The organism is Paenibacillus sp. N22P23 (assembly GCF_059383735.1).
Window position 1 is genome coordinate 1 of record NZ_JBXENT010000001.1, and the last position, 20742, is coordinate 20742.

Sequence of the window (20742 nt, forward strand, 5' to 3'; positions counted from 1 at the left end):
GGGATAAGCGCTGAAAGCATCTAAGCGTGAAGCCCCCTTCAAGATGAGATTTCCCAGTATGTAAGACCCCTGAAAGACGATCAGGTTGATAGGTTCGAGGTGGAAGTGCAGTAATGCATGCAGCTGACGAATACTAATCGGTCGAGGGCTTATCCTACGAACATTCGCTCGGATGTTCAACTTCGGATCAAGATCAGCTAATCAAGACCTTCGCAAAGGTTCGTATCCAGTTTTCAAGGCGCAACACGCCATACATAATGAACCGACCAGGAGCAACTGGTCGGTTTTTTGTTGTGCAAAAACGAAGGATATGGTACCTTGATCTTCGAATACATGACGTTATGGAGAACGCTTACAGACAATAGTTCAAGGGGATGCTGCGAGTGTGGAGAAGGATTCAAGGGAATGCAAGAAACTGCTTGCTCTACGAGCCGCTGTTTCTGATCCCATTTAACATGTACATGACCTACGCTTCGATCTATATGCTTGAACTGGGGGTAAGCGAAACGCAGATTGGGCTCATTACATCAATCGGGATGGCGATGCAAATCTTCACGTCTTTAATTAGCGGTCATTTGACTGACAAAATGGGCAGGCGGCGCGCCCTGCTCGTTTATGATGTCATTAGTTGGAGCGTCGCGACCCTGATCTGGGCAGTTTCACAGAATTTCTGGTTCTTCCTGGTAGCCGCTGTTGTGAACAGTTTTCAACGTGTGCCGACTACAGCTTGGTACTGTCTGCTTGTGGAAGATACCGATCCAAAGGATCGTTCTATCGTGTTTACGATTCTTATGTTTATCGGTGTCATCGGAGGGCTGTTCGCGCCGCTTGGCGGCTTGTTTGTAAGTCAATTTACGCTGGTGCCTGCTATGCGGATTATGTATGTGATTGCTTTTGTAGGGATGACCATCATGATGATTGTACGTCATTTCACTACTCATGAAACTGCAATCGGGATTAAGAAGATGGAAGAAAGCTCGACTGTCAGTCTCTCAGATACGATTGCGGAATACAAAGCTGTTATGAAATTGATCTTAGCGAATAAAGCGCTGATGATTATTTTCGGCGTCTATATCCTGTTCAATTTTCAAATGACACTGCGTAATACGTATTTGTCTGTTTATTGGGTGGATGCCCTGCATATCAATGACTCGGTCATTTCAATCTTTCCGGCGATTTCATCGGCTGCTATGATCCTGTTTCTGATGGTGGTTACACCAAGACTCAAGGAGCGCCTCGCCAATCGATATATGATCGTCGGCTTCCTGATTTCAGCGGTGTCGTTCGTCATGCTGCTGACAACCAGGCCTGAGAACATTACGGCAACGATCATTAGTACGGTTCTGATGGCCATCGGCGGACTGCTGGCAAGCCCTTATTTGGAGTCTTCCATACAGAATGCGATCGATGACCATAACAGAGCGAAAGTTTTCTCCATTCTTGGTGTACTCATTCTGATTTTTACGTTTCCAGCGGGTATACTTGGCGGATGGACGTATACGATCAATGCAAAGTTCCCGCTAGTCTTTATCGTAGTGGCGTTTCTTGTAAGTGTGCTTATGATGGTCCTTTATGCTAGAAAAACGGCGCGAACCGCCATTCACAACTCCATATCAGGATAAACGCGTGTGTTAATAAAAGGGAAAACCATGCTGCTGATGATGAGTCAGAGCATGGTTTTTTATGTTTTTACAGGAAAAGTGTCAATGTACAATTTGCGATATGAAGTAAAGAATGGAATATATAAACATCAAATGGACGCCTCTATAATAAGCCTTGTAAGCACCACTACAAAGTAAAGGGGTAGAACATGAAACGGTATACAAAGCTAGCAAAAGGCGTAACGCTCTCACTCGTCCTAGGCATGCTTCCAACGCTTGCTGCTTGTTCTGACAACAACAACGGCAATCAAGAAGCATCGAACACAACAGCAACGGCGACGAACAATCAAGCTGCAAACAACGGTGCAGCAGCAACCGATGAGAAGCCGGCGGCTGATATTTGGAACCAGAAATTCGATCCTCCGATTACGATTACAACCGCGGTTGTAGATGATGGCGCTTCCAGGGGCAATGCCTTCAAGCCTGGTGAGTCCATGGAGGATAATGCTCATACCCGCTGGATGAAAGAAAACATGGGGATCGACATTAAGTTTGATTTTATCGTAACGAAACCGGAAGATTATGATACCAAAATTCGATTGCTGCTCTCCAGCAACGGCAAGCTTCCGGATGTATTCTCGGCACCGGGCGACTCGGTTCAGAATTTGATTTCTGCAGACCGGGTTATGCCGCTGGATGAAGCGATAGAGAAATATGCGCATCCGGAATACAAGAAAATTCTTGAGAAATACAACTATGCACTAGGTGGAGTAAAACGTGATGGTAAGCTTTACGGGCTTCCAAGCTTCTTCATGGGTGATGAAGGTACGGTCATGTGGATTCGTAAAGATTGGCTGGATACGCTAGGGTTGCAGCCGCCTAAAACGATCGCTGAACTTGAAAACGTTCTCAAACAATTCACGGAGAACGATCCGGACGGCAATGGCAAAGCGGATACATTCGGTTTGGCAGTACCGTTAAAAGAAGGTCCATGGACATGGATGGGTCAAACGGACGCGATTGTCGGTGCATTTACGAAGCAAATGATCAATACGTACGATGTTACCAGCTATTGGAACTTAGGTGATGACGGTAAGCTAAGCTATGGTGCGATTCATCCGGATGCGAAGAAGTACCTGACAACGATGAGAGACTGGATGAGTAAAGGCTACATGGATAAAGAAGCAGGTATCAAAGATCCGATGAAAGCTTCCGAGATGGCTGCAAGCGGTAAAGCCGGCGTTATGTTTGGACCTTTCTGGATGGGCGACTGGCCGCTTAGCGACGTGACAAAGTTGAATCCAAAAGCTGATTTTGAGCCTTTCGATCTTCCAGCCGGTGCTGACGGAACCGTTGGCCGTGCAGAGAAATCAATTACTGGCGGCTTCACAATGTTCAACAAAGACTTCAAAGATATTGAAGCTTGGTTTGCTTACTTCAACAAAATCTTCGCTAAAAACTTGGAGCAAGAAGGCGATCCTTACTTCGATCCACGCTTCAAAGACGGTTATCACGAAGGTTACGATTATGTAAATATGGATGGCAAAATCATCAAAGGTAACTACAAGGATGAAGGCGTACCGGAAGACAAATGGCCGCTTAAAGACGGCAGCCGGATGGATATGCGCTTCATGATCGCAAGCATCATTGGCGGTACGACAACGATTCCGTTCTCCAATGACGCTCCGATCAAGAAATTCCTTGCTGATCCGAATGCAGAGCCGATAACAACCAGAGAGTTTGACGTGAAGCAAATGGCGAAGAAGCAAATCGTTGCTGCAGGTGTCCGTATGAACCAAGGTATCGAAGAAGGTAAAAACTATTTCACCGGTCCGATGACAGCTACGATGAAATCCAAAGGCGAGCTGCTGAAGAAACTTGCTACGGAGAGTTACTTGAAAATTATTTACGGAGAGAAGCCAATTGAGTCCTTCGATGAGTTCACTGAGCAATGGCTGGACAATGGTGGCGAGAAGATTACGGAAGAAGTAAATGAATGGTACGCCGATAGTATCAAATAACAAGCATGGAATGACAGCGTACAAAACGGGGGAGAGGCTGCTGCAAGCTGTCGCCGACCCCCGTTTTTCTATGGAAAGGAAGGATGCAGTGTGGCGTCATATTGGAGGAAGACATGGCCGTTTCATTTACTGGTGTTGCCTGCGTTAGTGTTATGCATCATTTTCAATTACATTCCGTTATTCGGCGTCATCATCGCTTTTGAAGACTATCAGCCATGGCTGGGCATCACCAAATCGGCATGGGTCGGACTAGAGCACTTCCGCACATTGTTTGAATATCCGGACAGTAAGCAGGTCATTTGGAACACACTCATTATTGCATCATTTAAACTAGTCATTAATTTGTTCATACCGATTATTTTTGCGCTGCTGCTGAACGAGGTTGCCAAAACCTATTTCAAACGAATTCTACAGACGCTTGTTTATTTGCCCCATTTCTTATCATGGGTAATTCTCGGCGGAATCATGATCGATATCCTGTCTACGGATGGCGGTATCGTGAATAGGGTGATCGAAACGTTTGGCGGGAAGAGCATCTTCTTTCTAGGCGATGGCCAATGGTTTCGGTTTACGGTCATAATAAGCGATGTTTGGAAGGAATTCGGCTTCTCGGCAATTATCTTCCTAGCTACGCTCGTTGGCATCAATCCGGCTTTATATGAAGCGGCAGAGATTGACGGGGCCACGCGTTGGCAGCAAGTCATTTACATATCCATACCTCTTATACTGCCTATCGTTATCGTAGTAGCTACGTTATCTCTTGGACGTATTTTGGATGCCGGATTCGATCAAATCTTGAATCTGTACAATCCGCTTGTATTCTCGCATGGCGACATTATTGATACGTTTGTATACCGTGTGGGCTTGAACAATGGTCAATTCAGCTTTGGTACAGCCGTGGGGCTATTTAAGTCGGTAATCGGCTTCATCTTGATTATTGTCAGCTACAGATTGGCTTACAAGCTAGCCAACTACCGAATCTTCTAAAGGAGGCCCGTAATGAAATTTCGCTCCCGAGGTTACGCTGCATTTGCGATATCCAATAATATTGTGCTGAGTTTGCTCGGCATTCTCTGTATCCTTCCATTGATCCACGTATTTGCGGTGTCCTTCAGCTCGCGTGCCGCAGCTACAGCGAACATCGTCAATTTCTGGCCCATCGGCTTTACAGTGGACGCCTATGCCAAGACTTTAGCCAATGAGAAGTTTCTATTGGCCATGTGGATCGGTGCAGAACGTACAATTCTGGGGACGGTCATATCGATGGCAGTTATTACGATGGCGTCCTACAGTTTGTCGAAAACAAGCCTTCGATTCCCGGGCCGCCAAGTGTATACGTGGATCTTTGTCTTCACGATGTTGTTCTCAGGCGGCTTAATTCCTTCTTATATCGTCATCAGTAAGCTTCACCTCCTAGATAGCATTTGGTCCTTAGTATTGCCAGGTGCGGTGAGTGTGTGGAATATGATCCTCATGCTCAATTTCTTCCGGACCATTCCACAAGACTTAGAGGAAGCCGCTTATATCGATGGAGCAGGTCATTTGCGCGTATTATGGAGTGTATATTTACCGGTTTCTATGCCCTCTATCGCGACTTTATCACTGTTCACTATGGTATCGCATTGGAATTCATGGTTTGATGGCATCATCTATATGTCGAAGCCGGACGGCTATCCACTTGCCTCGTATTTGCATTCCATGATTGTCAGCGATAATTTATCCCGAATTGGAGTATCGACGGAGTCGATTGCCAACTTCTCGAACCGAACGGTCAAAGCAGCGCAAATCTTTATCGGTGCATTGCCGATTCTGATGGTGTATCCGTTCCTGCAGAAATATTTTGTCAAAGGCATCGTGCTCGGTTCTGTAAAATCCTAATCGTTATTCATGCAGAAGAGGAATGGATTCGGATGGTGACTATGTTGAAAATCAGACGTCTCGTAGGCGGCAGAATGAATATTTTCACCAAGATCATGATCGTCATCGTGCTCCTGCTTGTCCCGATCGTGATGATGTACAATTCCTCTAACAAAATAAGTACGGGCGTAGTGGAACGAGAGCTGCTTCAGGTTAACCTGAATCGGCTCCGTTTCTTTGTCGATCAGATGGATACAGAGGTTGATCGGCTATGGAGAGCGGCGTTCGTTATTGCCAGAGAACCGGATGTTGTCCAGCTCCAGTTCCGAAACTCAGATGCAGGGACATATTCGAGGCTTGAAGCAAAGAAGCTGCTGCAGGAGAAGCTCGATATGCAGTCGACGACTTTAGCTTGGACCAACAAACTGACTGTTTTCTCGCCACCGTCCGGTGTAGCGGTATCGACCAATTGGATGGAGGAGTATAATGAAGCTTATTTCGAGAACGCGGTTCAAGATCATTGGGATTATCGGCTTATTGTAACGGAACGCGGTGAAGAGAAGGCATTCGTGCGTCATTTGATACTGCCCTTTACTCCGCTAGGGAAGCCCGAAAATCCAAATTTATTTGTGGAAGTAACCTTCTCAACAGAGAATCTCGTCAACATGCTGGAGCGGTTCATGCAGGGCAGCGGCGGCAAACCATTCTTATACGATCCGGCATTCGAGACCATTCAAACGCATGATTCGGATAGGCAGCTGGTCGGAGAGATGACGCGTCAATTTGCCATCCTGAAACAAAATAAGCTAAATAAAGAAGGCTCCATCAAGATCACGTTTCATGATGAACCCTATCTGGTTAACTATGCTGCATCTGCCGCATTAGGCTGGTACTTGGTAGATTTTGTGCCGATGAAGAAGGTGCTGCAGCCGATTGACCAAAGTAAACGTATTTTCTATGGGGCGGGGCTGCTGCTTTTGGTACTTGGAGTAGCTGCTGCGGCATTATTGTATCGGAACGTACAGAGGCCGATCTATGAATTAATCCGCGCTGTTAAGTCGCTGCGTCGCGGTGAATATGGGCATCGCATCAAACGTGAGCCGCAGAACGAATTTCACTATTTAATCGAACAGTTTAACTTGATGTCAGACGACATCCAAACGCTTATCGATAAGGTCTATATTGAAGAACTGCGCGCGAAGGAATCCTCACTCAAACATTTGCAAGCACAGATTAACCCCCATTTCTTGTACAATAATTTTGCATATATCCAAAGTATGGCGCAGCTGGACCGTACGAAAGCGATCATCGCTTTCACACAGCATTTAAGCCAGTATTATCGCTATACAACAAAGACGGAGCAGCAGCTCACCTTCCTGGCGGAAGAGATGGATCTGCTTCGCAATTACTTGGAAATACACCGGATGCAGTCGGAACGGCTTCGCTACGATGAACATATTGAAGAAGGCATGATGCAGCTGCTCCTGCCACGACTTCTCCTGCAGCCGCTAGTCGAGAATGCGATCTTGCATGGCATGGGAGGCAGGAAAGGGGAGTGCCGGATTATCATCTCCGGGCATCGAACGGAGAACGGCTGTGAGCTTGCAGTGGAAGACAACGGAATCGGAATGAAGCAGGAAGCGCTGGAGTTACTCAGAAGCTCACTACTGCAATCCAGTGCGCTGCATAGTCTCGGATTATGGAACGTGCACCAGCGGTTGAGGCATTATTTTGGCCCATTATCGGGCTTGCACATTGACCACTCTGAGTTAGGTGGACTACGTGCCCGGCTCGTAATTATCAAAGAGGGAGGCGATTCCCATATTTGACATGCTGATTGTCGACGACATCCCTTCTCAGGTAGACAGTATCGCGGCGACGATACCGAAGGAAGAACTCGGTATTGCACGCATTCATAAAGCATTCTCAGGCGAAGAGGCACTCGCGATATTCCGGGAGCATCCCATTCAGCTTATCATTACAGATATTCGTATGCCGGAGATGAGCGGCGTTGAGCTCATTCAGGAAATCAGAAGAACGAATCAGAAAGTGAAATTGATTGTTCTGTCAGGCTATGCGGACTTCGAATATGCACAAAGTATCGTGCCGTATAATACTTCCGGTTATCTCATGAAGCCGGTTAACCCGCAGCAGCTTCGCTCGATGCTGGAGAAACTCGTAGACGAGATTGCGGATGAGTTGAAGGTGCACAATCAGCAGCAGCGCAGTGTATATGCTTTTCGCGAAAACTTGCCAACACTACGCAGCGAACTGCTTAATCGGCTGCTATGTGATGGACGCATACCTGATGCAGAGCTTGAGCGGAAGCTATCCCTACTGGATCTGCCATTCTCGTCTCAACAGGATATCGGGATGTTCGTCGTGCGACTGGAAGGGCGCATGCAGGATTATAAACGAATGGATCGGGCACTCATTGAATATGCGGTCATGAATATGGCGGAGGAAGTGTTTCATGATGCGTTCCATCTATGGTTCTGCTTGGACCAGAATGAGTATCTGGTATTTATCGCCTCGCCTATTGGAAGTAGAGACGGCTCATTCACAGGGATTGACCGATCTGCACTCGATTGCCGAGCAGCCAAGCTGAAGAAGAAGGCGGAATCGCTGTTAAACAACAGCTTGTCCATTGCACTCGCCGTGAATGGGACATCGTTTCCAGCGGGAGTGGCCAAGCAATATCGGATGATCATCAACGGGATTCGGACGATCGAAGACGGGCGGCAAAGTGTGTTTCTGCGGGTGGATGACCAACCGGAGCCGTTTGCGATCGGGAATATGACCTCCCTGTATAAGCCACCGCTGCTGCTAAATTTGCTCGATACTGGCAATTGGGCCGGAGCGGACAAGAAGCTGAGTGAAATTTTCAATGAATTAAAGAGTGTCCATTACCCGCCCGAATACGCGAATGAAGCCTACTTTACAATCGCAGGTGCTTATCAGTATATGGCGCACAAGAAGGGGAAGCTGCTGAGTGAGCTTGGCGGCTCTACTTTTGGACTCATGCCTGCAGCTCCTTCCTTGGCGCAGCTGGAGAAGTGGGCTTACTTCCTCTTTAGAAGTATGCAGGAGCTGTTTGGCGATCAATCAGAGAAGCAGAAGGTTAGTCTTATCGACAAGGTGCATAAATTTGTGGAACAGAATATGAATGGAAGCCTGTCCCTTCAGACAGTTGCGGCGCATATTGGACTGCATCCGGCCTATCTGTCACGAGCCTATCGAGCGGAAACGGGCAATAATCTAAGCGATTATATTCTGAAATATCGGATGGAGCTCGCAACCTATATGCTGCGCAGCAGCGATAAGAAAATCTACGAAATTGCACAGACGCTTGGGTATCAAGCCGTACCGCATTTTATCAAGCTGTTTAAGGCGCATTCCAATATGACGCCTCAGGAGTATCGGGAGCGGGCTGTACTGCCATCGGGCTAGAAGGATGCAGCGTTAATACGAAATTGTGCGCACATAAAAGGATTTTGCCGTTGCCTTCCCGAAGTTCTAGGAGATAGGTTGTCGAATAGGTGGAGGGAAATGTGCATGACGATTGTCAAAGATTTACGAGATGGCGAAGAATTTGTCGGTTTCTATCTCATTAAAGAGAGCGAAGTGAAGCAGACCAATACGACGCCTCCCAAGGATTTCATGAATGTGGTGCTTTCGGATGCCAGCGGTCATGTGGCTGGGAAGCTGTGGGATGCGACGGCTACGGATAAAGAACACCTAGTTCCGCTTACCCTAGTGAAGGTACAAGGTGTGGCTCAACTCTATCGGGAGAAGCTGCAGGTGAAGATCGTTCGCATCCGCAAAACGACGGAAGCCGATGACGTTCAGTTAACGGATTTTGTAAGATCGGCGCCAGTTCAACCTGAGGTGCTGCTTGCAGCAATTAATCAGGCCAAAGACAGCATAACGGACACAGATATTCGCGCTGTTGTGGACTATTGCTTAAACAAAGTCGGCGATAGGCTGCTCCATGCGCCAGCAGCGAAATCACATCATCATGCCTACTACGCAGGCCTCGTGTATCATATTTCGCGTATGCTGGAGCTGGGAGAGTTCATCTGCAAGCAGCGGCCGTTCTTGAATGCGGACCTGCTAAAGGCCGGTATTATTTTGCATGATATCGCAAAGCCGGTAGAGATGGTTTCTGAGCTTGGCATCGTATCCGATTACAGCAATACGGGCAAGCTGATCGGGCATATCTCGCAAGCGTCGCTCTGGGTAGCGGAAGCTGCGATGCGTCTTGGCATCGATCCGGATTCCGAGCGTATCATGGCACTGCAGCATCTCGTGCTCTCCCATCATAATCTGGGGGAATGGGGAAGTCCCGTGCAACCGCAGTTGGCAGAAGCGCTGGCACTGCATCATATTGATTCGATCGATGCAAAGCTGCAAATGATCGAGGATGCTTTCGATACTACTGGCAGCCATGAGGCCTGGACGCCACAAATTCGTGGTTTGGAGAATAAAGCGTTCTATCGGCTTACATTTTAATACCTTCTGAAGGATGGCGGCAGCCGATTCTTCTTGCTACAATAGAACGTATCACCATTGTCGGAGGATTGTTATGATTAGATTTGGCGTTATCGGAACCAATTGGATTACAGATCATTTTATCGAAGCAGCAAGAGAAGTGGAAGCATTCAGCCTAACCGCAGTCTATTCCAGAACTGAAGAGCGAGCGGAGGCGTATGCAGCCAAGCACAACATCCCGTTTACATTCACTGATGCTGTTGAGATGGCAGCGAGCAGTGAGCTGGATGCCGTCTACATTGCGTCGCCAACTTCGCTCCATGCCGAGCTGGCCATCTTGTTTATGAGCAAAGGGAAACATGTACTCTGTGAAAAGCCGGCAGCCTCGAATACGCGCGAGCTGCAGCAGATGGTCGATGCGGCGAAACAATATGACGTTGTTTTCATGGAAGCGATGAAGAGTACTCAAATGCCAGGCTTCACGGCGATCATGGAACACCTGCCGAAGCTTGGGAAGGTCCGTCGGTATTTTGCCAGCTACTGCCAGTATTCCTCGCGTTATGATGCCTATAAAGCAGGACAAGTATTGAATGCTTTCAAGCCGGAATACTCCAATGGGGCACTGATGGATTTGGGTGTCTATTGCATCTATCCGCTCGTTGTTCTGTTCGGTCAGCCGGATGAGATTCGTGCGAGCGGATATTTGCTGGAATCCGGCGTGGATGGTCAAGGAAGCCTGATTGCCAAGTACGCGGACATGGAAGCATCCATTATGTATTCCAAAATAAGCAACTCCTCGCTGCTAGCGGAAATCCAGGGTGAGGAAGCGACCATGACGATCGACAGCATTAATTTGCCGATCAACATACGCATCCAGTACAGGGATGGACGGGTTGAAGATGTGTCAAGACCGGTTGATCGTCCTACAATGAGCTATGAAGTTGAGGCTTTCGTCCATTTGATTCAAAGCGGAGAAAGGGAGTCCAGGCTCAATTCGCTTGCGAATTCCTTAGCCGTCATGAATATCTTAGATGAGGCACGGCGTCAGCAAGGCTTGGTTTATCCCGCTGATCTCAAATAAATAGAAAAGCTGCAGTTGCATGAGTCTAAGACTCACGTGACTGCAGCTTTTTGGCCATTACGTGTTTCGATCATCCACGCGTTTATAATGTGCTGGGGTGCTGCCGGCCACTTTCTTGAACATGCGGTAGAAATGCGGCAGGCTCTCAAAGCCACACATATTCGCGATTTCGGCAACCGTATAATCGGTGTCACCGAGCAGCTCCTTGGCATGCATGATTCGTTTGGCAATGACGTATTCCGTTACGTTCAGCCCGGTCATCTGCTTAAACATTCTGGAGAAGTAGGAAGGACTGACGGCTGCACGCGCCGCGAGAGCGGACAAGCTTAAGCTCTCTATCAGATGAGCGTCAATATAGTTCAGCGCGGATTGCAGCCATACCGGCCTTGAGCCGCCATGCTGCTGCTTTGGTTCTCCGGGATTCATTTTGCGATTTGTATGGAGAAGTACGGTTTGCAGCAGCAGCAGTACAGCTTGCCGAAAGCCGGGCTGACGCAGAAGGAGCTCTTCGTTCATCTCGTCGATGATGGATTCGATACGAGCGCGTTCTGCCGGGAGCAGCTCAATCCGGTAATTGCGCCCCGTCTTGGCCACATCGAAACAGCGCAAGAATGAGTACGTGTCCTTGCCAATTGCGGTAGTTTGCACATATTGTCCGCTGAAAAACAGAGCTGACGACGTAATCGGTTCATCCGAATGCGGGAGTGTGCGATGTATGGTGTTGCCTGGGATGAGATAGAGGTCGCCTGCCTGCATCTCATAGAAGGTATGATTGATAAAGAACGAGCCGGCGCCGCTGTGCACATAAATCATCTCGTACCAGTCATGCAGATGGTCAGGCAGCTCCGACTGCAGGTTCTTCGTACTGCGCAGAACGAGCTCAATGGGCAACGAAGTATCAGGATCAAAATGTTTGCGAAGCGGGTTCAACAGCTTGCCACCTCCAAGTTGTATGGATAGTACAAAAAAAGGTATATTTTCAGCGAAATCGATTATTTATATTCTGTTTCTTTGTTTCTATAATAGAACTATATCGAAGCTGAAGAAGATTGTCTATCATACTGTCAACTGGAAGGCGGCGCAAACGTGGAACACCGTATTGAAACAGGCGCAGATGCATTGTACATGGACGAGCGCGATCATGTAGCAACAGCGCTTCGCGATATGAAAGCAGGAGAATCGATTCATTACCGCAATGCAGCCGGGCTGCAAATGATAACGCTCGCAGAGGATATTCCATTTGGTCATAAAGTGGCGATCTCGGACATTGAGTTTGGACAAGACGTTCGCAAATATGGTGAAGTTATTGGGCGGGCCGTGAAGCCGATTACGCTTGGCCGCCATGTACATGTACACAACATTGAAGGCATCCGCGGCCGCGGAGACCTGGGAACGAAGGAGGCCGCGCAATGAGTAAGACATTCATGGCGTACGAACGCCCAAATGGAGATATCGGAATCCGCAATCATCTGCTTATCATCCCGACTGTTATCTGTTCGAATCAGGTATGCAGCCGGATTATGCAAATGGTACCAGGTGCCGTTGCTATTCCGCATCAGCACGGATGCAGTCAGATCGGCGCTGATAAAGAGCGTACGTTTGAAGTGCTTGCAGGTACAGGCAAGAATCCTAACGTTGGCGCAGTTCTCATCATCAGCTTAGGCTGCGAGGTAGTAGACCCTATTGCATTGGCTGAGGATATCCGTAAAACAGGCAAGCCTGTCGAGGTGTTCGACATTCAATCCGTAGGCGGTTCGGTCAAGGCGATTTCATATGGTACGGAATTGGCGAAACGGATGATGGCTGAGCTGGAGAAGGAAGAGAAAGTACCGGTTCCGCTTAGCAAGCTTAAAGTAGCGGTAAAATGCGGCGGCTCTGACGCGACTTCAGGTCTTGCCTCCAATCCGGCACTCGGTGCTGCAGCTGATTCGCTAATAGCAGAAGGCGGTTCCATCGTTATTGGTGAAACGACGGAGATTATTGGCGCGGAGCATTTGCTGGCTGAGCGCTGCATTACTTCGGAGCTTTCCGATCGTCTCTACTATATCGTTAGCCGTTTTGATAAAGAGGTTGAACGTATGGGTGCAGATATGCGCGGCGGTAATCCGAGCCCTGGCAATATTGCCGGTGGATTGTCTACGATCGAGGAGAAATCGCTCGGTTGCATTAGCAAATGCGGTAAAGCGCCAATTAAAGGTATCATTGAATATGCGGAGTATATCCCAGAGAATGGGCTTTATTTTATGGATTCGCCGGGTAATGATATTGAATGCGTATCGGGCATGGCCGCTGGCGGCGTTCATATCGTATGTTTCACAACGGGTCGCGGCACGCCGACAGGCGCTGCAGTTGTACCGGTCATTAAGATTACCGGAAATAAGATGATGTTTCAGCGAATGGAAGATAATATGGATATAGACGTCAGCGATATGCTAGACGGAACGGCTAGCCTTGAACAAGCGGGAGAGCGGATCTGGCAGGAAATCGTTGAGGTTGCGGAAGGCAAATGGACGAAAGCGGAAGTACTGGGTCATCAGGAGTTCAGTATTAACCGGATCGGACCAAGCTTATAAAATTAGCGGAGGTGCGTAAGGCATGAGCGCGATGAAAGAGAATTGGCTGGATTTAGAGTATCGCCCAGCCCTGCCTGCCAATAAAGAAATGGGCATCGGTATTATCGGAGCAGGAGAGATCGTGGATGCGTGCCACCTGCCGGCTTATCAAATGGGCGGACTTCGCGTTGTCGGTATTTATGACGTGAATAAGGAGCGGGCAGAGAAGCTTGCTGCAAAGTACGGTATCCCTAAAGTATACCGGGAGCTTGATGAGCTGCTTGCAGACCCGGATGTGCGAATAGCGGATCTTGCAATCCCTGCGAAGATTCAGCCGGAGATCGCGGAACGGGCAGCAGCGGCAGGAAAACATATTCTATGCCAGAAACCATTGGCGGAATCCTATCCGGAAGCTGTGCGCATTCAACAAGCATGCGAGCGTTATGGGGTAAAAGGGGCAGTCAACCAGCAAATGCGATGGTCGCCAAGCATTCGTGCGAGTCATACGATCATTCAGCGCGGCTGGCTTGGGGAGCTGCTGCAGGCTTCGATTCAAGTGAATGTGAAGCAGGACTTTGCCAACTGGGGCTGGCTGCGTGAAATGCCGACGCTGGAATTCATGTATCACAGCATTCATTACATGGATGCGATCCGCTTCCTGTTCGGCACTCCGGAGTATGTGTACGCAGACGGAGCTCGTTTCCCGGGCCAACGTACGATCGGGGAAACACGGACGCTGCTCCACATCAAGTTTGCAGGCGAAGCACGCGGTATTATTCATGATAATCATAACCATATTGCGGACGAAGACGATTGGTATGCGACTTATCGCTTCGAAGGCACGGAAGGTATCATTAAAGGGACGAACGGATCACTCTACAACTATCCGGTTGGTCGTGAAGATACACTTAGCTTCTTTACGAAAGCGATTCATGAGGATTACTGGTTTACGCCGAAGCTGCACGGTAAGTGGTTCCCGCATGCATTCATGGGGACGATGGGCGAGCTAATGCGTGCTGTCGAAGAAGAGCGCGAGGCGGAGAACAGCGTTGCGGATAATTTGAAGACGATGCAGATGGTGTTCGGGGCGTATTTGTCCATGAAAGAGAACCGTCCTGTGACGCTTCAAGAGATCGCGGACAGCGTTTAAGCTGTTTTAGGGGAAGAAGAGCCTTGTCATGTGAGATGACAAGGCTCTTTTTTGTTGTGGATTCGATGGAGTTAGCGATTCTTTTTGATATACGCTGCGATCTCCGCGAGCTGAGATGGATTAGCTTCCTTCATAGCGCGAGAGGCTCCGTACTTAGGGTCATTCTCTATTTCGCGCGCACTTTGGTATACCCAGGAGTTTAGATCGTGGATAATACGATGCGCATAAATAATGGCTTGGAAATCTCGTTTGGTCCTACCAATCGAGATTAATGCAGCCACATCGCTTAAGTCTTTCTTAATCTTCCCGTCTTTGACGACCTCTGCCAGCTGCTCATAAACATAAGGTTGTGCAGATAGTCGATTGCCAAAGGAGGAGTCCAAGAATTGATTGGCCGCTTCAGCTGAATGACCGTATCCTGTCGTTTTGAGTGAACCTTGGTTATATTCACTGATCTCTTCGCTAAGTCTGTTATGCAGACGGTAAATAGCAGATGCGACTTCTTTCTCGTTCGAAATTGCACTAGCCAATGCTTTGGTTCGTATGTCTGGGGGCAACTGAACAATTAATGTCTTAACCCCGTTGTATTCGACACGCTGCGATTCGATATTCGGTTTTATATCGAAATCGAACTTGTATTGTGAGGCGATCGCGTTGTTTAACCGCTGCTGTTTCCTCTGTGGATCCTCAGGAGCTTTTGGAATCGGGTTACCGATAGCGTGAGCCGTAGTTGCTTTTAGATTCAGATTCCAGTAGGTATAGGCTGCATAGAGTGAGCCTGCAATTATAGTGACGGCTGACACAGCGCCGATCGTTTGTACGAGCGTTCTTCTCATGCTGTTACCTCCGACAAATCATATTCAATCTTTAACGTTGACCACTCCCAATTATATAATGTTTTGTCATTATTTTGGTATGAAAATATTGGAAGTTATTTTGACGAGCATAATCTCACAGCACTCCGGAAGCTATGGAATAAAAGCCGTACAGGCACGTATAGGCCGACGCCTACATACACTGTAGAACAGTCTTCACTGTCGGTAATGGGAGAACTACTCATGTCGTTGTCCTCCTGTTAGAGGCGAAATTGTATGGAGGTGGCTTTTCGATGCCCGGATTGTTTGCGGCGATCGCATTGTTTATCAAACAGCTGTCGCTACTTGTTTCTTACGTCAAGAACAACGCTTTTCCTCAGCCGCTACATGAAGAAGATGAGCTTAAGCACCTGCAGCTCATGGCAGAGGGAAATCAAGTCTCGCGCAATCTGCTCATTGAGCATAACCTTCGTTTGGTTGCCCATATCGTCAAGAAATTCGACAACACCGGCGAGGATCTGGAAGACCTCATTTCGATCGGTACGATCGGGCTTATTAAAGCGATTGAAAGCTTCCAGACCGGTAAAGGGACGAAGCTGGCTACCTTTGCGGCTCGTTGTATCGAAAATGAAATTTTGATGCATTTGCGGTCATTGAAGAAGACCCGTAAGGATGTTTCGCTCCACGATCCGATTGGTACGGATAAGGAAGGCAACGAGATTACGTTAATCGATATCCTTGGCACGGAAGCCGATGATGTAGCAGAGAAAGTTCAGCTCAAAATCGAGAAGAGCAAGATCTATAAAAATTTAGATATATTGGATGACCGCGAGAAGGAAGTCGTCGTCGGCCGGTTCGGCCTTATTGCTGGAGGCGAGGAACGGACGCAGCGGGAAATTGCGAAGGAGCTCGGCATCTCGCGGAGCTATGTGTCGCGCATTGAGAAGCGGGCGCTGATGAAGCTGTATCATGAGTTTTATAAGGCGAAGAAGTGAAGCGACGGTTGAACTTGGATGAACTCCAGGTTCAACCGTTTTTAATTTTGCATGGCGCGTGCTCTAACGAACCAAAGAGCGCATATTGAGCGAATTTTGGAGGTTCGGAAGGTAATGCACGCCAGAGACGTGTTTTGTCGGATGCTGTATAACGCATAAGCATGTCTCGAAAATCTAACGAACCATACGGGCGTTATTTGGCCGAAATTCTGGGCTTTGAGATTCTAACGAACCACAGGGGCGTTATTTCAGGGGAAAACGCTCAAAACGACCCATTCGCTGCCCAATAAGGCCTCTATGGTTCGTTAGAATTATTTTGGGGGTGTTTTCGCCCAAATAAGACCTGTACGGTTCGTTAGAGCGTTCGGTATGCCGGTTGGCTGGCACCTGATGTCGGGTGCCGGTTGCGACATGCTCAACTAGAACGAAACATACGCTTGCGTATGGCGAAGCAAATACGAGCGGTCCCAGAGGTATCGTTGATCCTCATTGTGAGTGGCAGCCGGCTCAAGATTCCCATTCAGCTTCAATAGCGCAGACGCTATGAGCTCAGACCTCACGGGTCCCCATGTGGCAATCTTGCTCTGAACGTAGCCTAAGCTCTCGAGCAGCGTCTGCCCCTTCATCCGCTGAAGTGGGGAAGCCCACATAACCAAGTCGCAATTCATGTCTTTGCGTGGGATCGCAAACTCTCCAAATCCAACTGCTCCCGTCGTTGTGGTGATTGCAATTAACCCGCAGAAATACTCGCTGCCGTGACCCGGTTGGCGCTTCTTTTCCGTAAGCTCATAGTCGAATCGAAAACATTCAATACGGGAAATCTTACACTGCTGCATAAATTCCAACGAAACTCCAATAACCGATTTTCTCAAATTGAGCAAACCAATCACCTGAGGCAGAGCATCCCTGTGATTCAATACCGTTTCATCTATCGTCGAATGGTTAGAAATGGTGTTTAGCATCATGTTCCTCCTGTATGCAAGTTTTGTTGGTTAAACAAAAATGACCTTCTCTGGAATCAGAGAAGGTCATAGGAATGTAATGTCATAGATCCTCGCTCTTATCTCCCAGATTCGCTTCGTAAAGCGTTCCGCAAGAATTAGCACCGTGCATTCCTTTGTTGAACAAAGGTTTGTCGGTTGCCGGGTATCATCGGGCTTGTCCCTCCACCTACTCTTGATAAGAAAAAACATATTAAATTTTTTCCATTATGCTACATAAACAGGCTGGATGTCAAGGGGGGAACTGTTTTAGCGGCCTCTTAACTTAAGGTATAATAAATCCATATAATTGTTTTGGAGGAAGAGGAAGGAGCAAAGCACCAGATGAAATATCGTTATCTCGGAAGAAGCGGGCTTGAAGTGTCTGTATTAGGTTTGGGGACCAATGCATTTGGAAAACGAGCCGATCAGGAGACATCCATTCGGATCATCCATCACGCGATGGATAAAGGCATTAATTTTATTGATACGGCTAATATTTATGCAGGCACAGAATCAGAACGGATCATCGGGTTGGCGTTAGAGGGGAAGCGGCATGATGCCGTATTGGCTACGAAGGCGGGACTCGTGAGAGGCGCTGGCCCGAATGCAAAAGGATCTTCTCGTCGGCATCTAATGCAGGAGCTGGAGAGCAGCCTGAAACGTCTTCAAACAGATTATGTCGACCTGTATCAAATCCATACGTTCGATCCGCATACGCCGCTTGAAGAAACGTTAGCTGCGCTCGAAGATATGGTTCGCTCAGGCAAGGTTCGCTATATTGGCGCATCCAACTATGCAGCATGGGAGCTGATGAAGGCGCTCGGGATCAGCGACTCCAAAGGAACGGCGCGATTTGTTTCGACTCAAACCAGCTATTCCCTCGCAGACCGGACACCTGAGCAAGAACTCGTCCCCGTGTGCTTGGATCAAGGTGTAGGCATCATTCCTTATTTCCCACTGGCGGGCGGTATTCTGACCGGAAAATATGGCTTAACGGCTGAAGAAGCGCCGCTAAGCTCCAGAGTCGTTACCGACCCGAGCTTCGTTCGTTTTCTGGATGAGCGAAGAGTTACGCTGGGGCAGCAAGTAAGCAAACTCGCGGCTGACAGCGGCTATAGTGCGAGTGCGATTTCGCTGGCTTGGCTCATGGATCAGCCTGCAATCTCGACCGTTATTGTCGGTGCTACACGAGTCGAGCAGCTGGAAGATAATTTGAACAGTGTAGAACTGAATCTCGGCTCGGAGGTCATGGAAGCGCTGAATGAATGGAGCGAATCGTTCCGTTACGGCAAACCGTTCGCATTCTACCGTTTACCTTAATGAATAGGACAGTCTCGATCATCGCACGGATGGCGCAGAGGCTGTCCTTCTTGCTATATCGTCCGCGATAGCTTCCTAAACTGCATGGCAGACATTCCTTCCCAACGTCTGAAAATACGGCTGAAATAGTGAAAATCCTCATAGCCAACCGCACCTGAAATCCATTCGATCGTCTGATCCGTTTCCCGCAGCAGCCTTTTCGCCTCCTGATGGCGTACCGTTTGCACGAATTTATTCGGTCCGACCCCCATCATAGCTTTGAACTGTCGGCTCATATAATCTTCATGTACGAGCAGGAACTTCGCCATATCTGCGCTCGACCATCGGCGACTGCAATCGGTGCGGATCTCATGAACGAGCTCAAGAAGGCGCTTTTCGTATTTCGGATGCGGCGTTCCTCGCCCTTCGTTCTGCTGGCGAAGCAGTAACCCTATCAAGTGGATCATCAGCCCCTTGCAGATGCTGTCATAATCCTGCTGGCGATCATTCCACTCCTGAATGACATTTTCGAACAGGGAGATGATCCTCGGCGACACATTCGTAAGCAATGATTCTGTGAAAATCGGACGATCTAACGCCAAATAGGGCATGTCGCTGAAGGCATCCGAATCGGGATTATGCTCATCCACGATGATGGTATGACTGTTAGCCGCGCCATCGAAAAAGTCAAAATGGATGCCGAGCAGATCCGCATGCGGCTCTGTCAGCACTTCGAGACGATGATGCCGCCAAGGTGTTAAGACGAGCAGGCTGCCTGCACGAACATCAACAATCTCGCCCTCGATAGTGGCCCGGATCTCGCCATGCTTTACATAGAGGAGCTCAAAATCATAGATTCTCCGGCTCCACTTGAACGCCGGCGTTCGGCTGTGCTGCCGCGCCCAATGAATAACAGGAGAGATTTCACGTAACGATGTTTGCCTAATCCGAGGAAAGAGAGCTATGTCCAATTGACTTGCACCGCCTTGTACGCCGAGTTCGGAAAAGTCCAAAAAACGGTCTCCTTTATGTAAAGCCTTCCAGATACTGAAATGGTACCATGTAAGCGCATTCCTTAACAAGGATGAAAGGAACAGGTGATATTATTATGGGCAGCAGCCATTTATTTCAATTAACCGGTAAAGTTGCACTACTTACAGGCGGGACAGGCGGACTTGGTGTTGTAATGGCACAAACTTTGGCGGAAGCGGGAGCAGCAGTCGTCATTACGAGTCGTTCAGAAGAGAAAGCAGCTGCAGCCGCCAAGCAACTATCTCTCGATACAGGAACTGAAGTCATAGGTATGGCAGCAGAGCTGTCGGATGCCGACCAAGTGGAGCGGTTGGTGCAAGCAGTCAAGGAACGTTACGGACGCATCGATATTCTAATCAACAATGCGGGAATCAACATCCGCAAGCCGATCGAAAGCTACGATGAAACAAGCTGGGACCTGGTTATGGGCACAAATTTGAAAGCGCCGTACTTGTGCATACGTGCCGTTACACCGCTTATGAAGGAGCAGCAATCCGGCCGAATTATTAATGTGGCTTCGATGCTCGGCTTGGTCGGCCTGCCGGAGAGAAGTGCCTACTGTGCGAGCAAGGGCGGCGTTATTCAGCTGACCAAGGTGCTGGCATTAGAACTTGCGCCTTTTAACATTACCGTGAACGCGCTTTGTCCCGGCCCGATCGCTACCGAGCTCAACACGGTTGTGATGAACAATCCCGAAGCGAATCGATTCTTTGTCGATCAAATTGCGCTGGGCAGGTGGGGGAGACCGGACGAAATTGCGGGTCCGACCTTGTTCCTCGCATCGGATGCGTCAAGCTTCATGACAGGCTCTACATTAACGGTTGACGGCGGCTGGACGGCAAAGTAAATAACGCGAAAGGGTGAT

The 20742-nt window shown here is 48.5% G+C and carries 18 protein-coding genes, 1 rRNA gene and 1 riboswitch; of the genes, 15 read left to right on the plus strand and 4 right to left on the minus strand.

Going from position 1 to position 20742, the window contains the following annotated elements; genetic code table 11:
* From AC506A_RS00005 to AC506A_RS00045, 9 genes are all read left to right on the plus strand, one after another.
* Window positions 1-157, plus strand: a 23S ribosomal RNA gene (locus tag AC506A_RS00005); the annotation flags it as partial.
* Window positions 158-374: 217 nt separating this feature from the next.
* On the plus strand, window positions 375-1622 hold the full coding sequence (locus AC506A_RS00010; RefSeq protein ID WP_495458984.1) for an MFS transporter: 1248 nt from the start codon (window positions 375-377) through the stop codon (window positions 1620-1622).
* A 188-nt stretch (window positions 1623-1810) separates the two neighbouring features.
* Window positions 1811-3622 (plus strand): extracellular solute-binding protein, encoded by a 1812-nt coding sequence (locus tag AC506A_RS00015; protein ID WP_495458985.1) that lies wholly within the window; start codon window positions 1811-1813, stop codon window positions 3620-3622.
* A 90-nt stretch (window positions 3623-3712) separates the two neighbouring features.
* Entirely contained in the window at window positions 3713-4609 is an 897-nt protein-coding gene (locus AC506A_RS00020) for an ABC transporter permease (protein WP_495458986.1), read from the plus strand.
* 12 nt (window positions 4610-4621) lie between these two features.
* Complete coding sequence (locus AC506A_RS00025) at window positions 4622-5500, plus strand: carbohydrate ABC transporter permease (protein WP_495458987.1); 879 nt, start codon at window positions 4622-4624, stop codon at window positions 5498-5500.
* Window positions 5501-5532: 32 nt separating this feature from the next.
* The gene (locus AC506A_RS00030; protein ID WP_495458988.1) at window positions 5533-7308 is read left to right on the plus strand and encodes a histidine kinase; all 1776 of its coding nucleotides are present in this window, start codon (window positions 5533-5535) and stop codon (window positions 7306-7308) included.
* A gap of 1 nt (window position 7309) precedes the next feature.
* Complete coding sequence (locus AC506A_RS00035; protein ID WP_495458989.1) at window positions 7310-8929, plus strand: response regulator transcription factor; 1620 nt, start codon at window positions 7310-7312, stop codon at window positions 8927-8929.
* A 105-nt stretch (window positions 8930-9034) separates the two neighbouring features.
* The gene (locus AC506A_RS00040; protein ID WP_495458990.1) at window positions 9035-9991 is read left to right on the plus strand and encodes a 3'-5' exoribonuclease YhaM family protein; all 957 of its coding nucleotides are present in this window, start codon (window positions 9035-9037) and stop codon (window positions 9989-9991) included.
* Window positions 9992-10064: 73 nt separating this feature from the next.
* On the plus strand, window positions 10065-11051 hold the full coding sequence (locus AC506A_RS00045) for a Gfo/Idh/MocA family protein (protein WP_495458991.1): 987 nt from the start codon (window positions 10065-10067) through the stop codon (window positions 11049-11051).
* Window positions 11052-11108: 57 nt separating this feature from the next.
* On the opposite strand, the gene AC506A_RS00050 is transcribed toward AC506A_RS00045, so the two are convergent.
* On the minus strand, window positions 11109-11981 hold the full coding sequence (locus AC506A_RS00050) for a helix-turn-helix domain-containing protein (protein WP_495458992.1): 873 nt from the start codon (window positions 11979-11981) through the stop codon (window positions 11109-11111).
* A gap of 156 nt (window positions 11982-12137) precedes the next feature.
* Between AC506A_RS00050 and AC506A_RS00055 the strand changes: the two genes are divergently transcribed.
* The 3 genes from AC506A_RS00055 to AC506A_RS00065 are packed head-to-tail and all read left to right on the plus strand — an operon-like array spanning window position 12138 to window position 14753.
* Complete coding sequence (locus AC506A_RS00055; protein WP_495458993.1) at window positions 12138-12464, plus strand: UxaA family hydrolase; 327 nt, start codon at window positions 12138-12140, stop codon at window positions 12462-12464.
* A complete protein-coding gene (locus tag AC506A_RS00060; protein ID WP_495458994.1) occupies window positions 12461-13624 on the plus strand; it encodes a UxaA family hydrolase in 1164 nt (387 codons plus the stop codon). The genes AC506A_RS00055 and AC506A_RS00060 overlap by 4 nt, the downstream gene beginning before the upstream one ends.
* A gap of 22 nt (window positions 13625-13646) precedes the next feature.
* Window positions 13647-14753, plus strand: coding sequence for a Gfo/Idh/MocA family protein (locus AC506A_RS00065; RefSeq protein ID WP_495458995.1), 1107 nt, complete (start codon window positions 13647-13649; stop codon window positions 14751-14753).
* Window positions 14754-14824: 71 nt separating this feature from the next.
* On the opposite strand, the gene AC506A_RS00070 is transcribed toward AC506A_RS00065, so the two are convergent.
* Window positions 14825-15589, minus strand: coding sequence for a hypothetical protein (locus tag AC506A_RS00070; protein ID WP_495458996.1), 765 nt, complete (start codon window positions 15587-15589; stop codon window positions 14825-14827).
* Window positions 15590-15861: 272 nt separating this feature from the next.
* Here AC506A_RS00070 and sigK point away from each other — a divergent pair, with 272 nt between their 5' ends.
* On the plus strand, window positions 15862-16563 hold the full coding sequence (gene sigK, locus AC506A_RS00075; RefSeq protein ID WP_494818637.1) for an RNA polymerase sporulation sigma factor SigK: 702 nt from the start codon (window positions 15862-15864) through the stop codon (window positions 16561-16563).
* 419 nt (window positions 16564-16982) lie between these two features.
* Here sigK and AC506A_RS00080 read toward each other — a convergent pair whose 3' ends face one another.
* Entirely contained in the window at window positions 16983-17528 is a 546-nt protein-coding gene (locus AC506A_RS00080; protein WP_495458997.1) for a hypothetical protein, read from the minus strand.
* 92 nt (window positions 17529-17620) lie between these two features.
* Window positions 17621-17749, minus strand: a riboswitch (SAM riboswitch).
* 139 nt (window positions 17750-17888) lie between these two features.
* Between AC506A_RS00080 and AC506A_RS00085 the strand changes: the two genes are divergently transcribed.
* Window positions 17889-18866, plus strand: coding sequence for an aldo/keto reductase (locus AC506A_RS00085; RefSeq protein WP_495458998.1), 978 nt, complete (start codon window positions 17889-17891; stop codon window positions 18864-18866).
* Window positions 18867-18919: 53 nt separating this feature from the next.
* Here the strand turns inward: AC506A_RS00085 and AC506A_RS00090 are convergent, their stop codons facing one another.
* Window positions 18920-19858 carry a helix-turn-helix transcriptional regulator gene (locus AC506A_RS00090; protein WP_495458999.1) on the minus strand — a complete coding sequence of 313 codons (939 nt, stop codon included), beginning with the start codon at window positions 19856-19858 and terminating at the stop codon, window positions 18920-18922.
* 95 nt (window positions 19859-19953) lie between these two features.
* Between AC506A_RS00090 and AC506A_RS00095 the strand changes: the two genes are divergently transcribed.
* Window positions 19954-20724: an SDR family NAD(P)-dependent oxidoreductase gene (locus tag AC506A_RS00095; RefSeq protein ID WP_495459000.1), complete on the plus strand. Its 771-nt coding sequence runs from the start codon at window positions 19954-19956 to the stop codon at window positions 20722-20724.
* Window positions 20725-20742: the final 18 nt, after the last annotated feature.

Excerpts from the sequence above, each read along its gene's own strand:
- AC506A_RS00010 (WP_495458984.1), top strand. The coding sequence starts at position 375 with ATGCTGCGAGTGTGGAGAAGGATTCAAGGGAATGCAAGAAACTGCTTG.
- AC506A_RS00015 (WP_495458985.1), top strand. The coding sequence starts at position 1,811 with ATGAAACGGTATACAAAGCTAGCAAAAGGCGTAACGCTCTCACTCGTC.
- AC506A_RS00025 (WP_495458987.1), top strand. The coding sequence starts at position 4,622 with ATGAAATTTCGCTCCCGAGGTTACGCTGCATTTGCGATATCCAATAAT.
- AC506A_RS00030 (WP_495458988.1), top strand. The coding sequence starts at position 5,533 with ATGGTGACTATGTTGAAAATCAGACGTCTCGTAGGCGGCAGAATGAAT.
- AC506A_RS00035 (WP_495458989.1), top strand. The coding sequence starts at position 7,310 with ATGCTGATTGTCGACGACATCCCTTCTCAGGTAGACAGTATCGCGGCG.
- AC506A_RS00040 (WP_495458990.1), top strand. The coding sequence starts at position 9,035 with ATGACGATTGTCAAAGATTTACGAGATGGCGAAGAATTTGTCGGTTTC.
- AC506A_RS00045 (WP_495458991.1), top strand. The coding sequence starts at position 10,065 with ATGATTAGATTTGGCGTTATCGGAACCAATTGGATTACAGATCATTTT.
- AC506A_RS00060 (WP_495458994.1), top strand. The coding sequence starts at position 12,461 with ATGAGTAAGACATTCATGGCGTACGAACGCCCAAATGGAGATATCGGA.
- AC506A_RS00065 (WP_495458995.1), top strand. The coding sequence starts at position 13,647 with ATGAGCGCGATGAAAGAGAATTGGCTGGATTTAGAGTATCGCCCAGCC.
- AC506A_RS00070 (WP_495458996.1), bottom strand. The coding sequence starts at position 15,589 with ATGAGAAGAACGCTCGTACAAACGATCGGCGCTGTGTCAGCCGTCACT.
- sigK (WP_494818637.1), top strand. The coding sequence starts at position 15,862 with ATGCCCGGATTGTTTGCGGCGATCGCATTGTTTATCAAACAGCTGTCG.
- AC506A_RS00080 (WP_495458997.1), bottom strand. The coding sequence starts at position 17,528 with ATGATGCTAAACACCATTTCTAACCATTCGACGATAGATGAAACGGTA.
- AC506A_RS00085 (WP_495458998.1), top strand. The coding sequence starts at position 17,889 with ATGAAATATCGTTATCTCGGAAGAAGCGGGCTTGAAGTGTCTGTATTA.
- AC506A_RS00095 (WP_495459000.1), top strand. The coding sequence starts at position 19,954 with ATGGGCAGCAGCCATTTATTTCAATTAACCGGTAAAGTTGCACTACTT.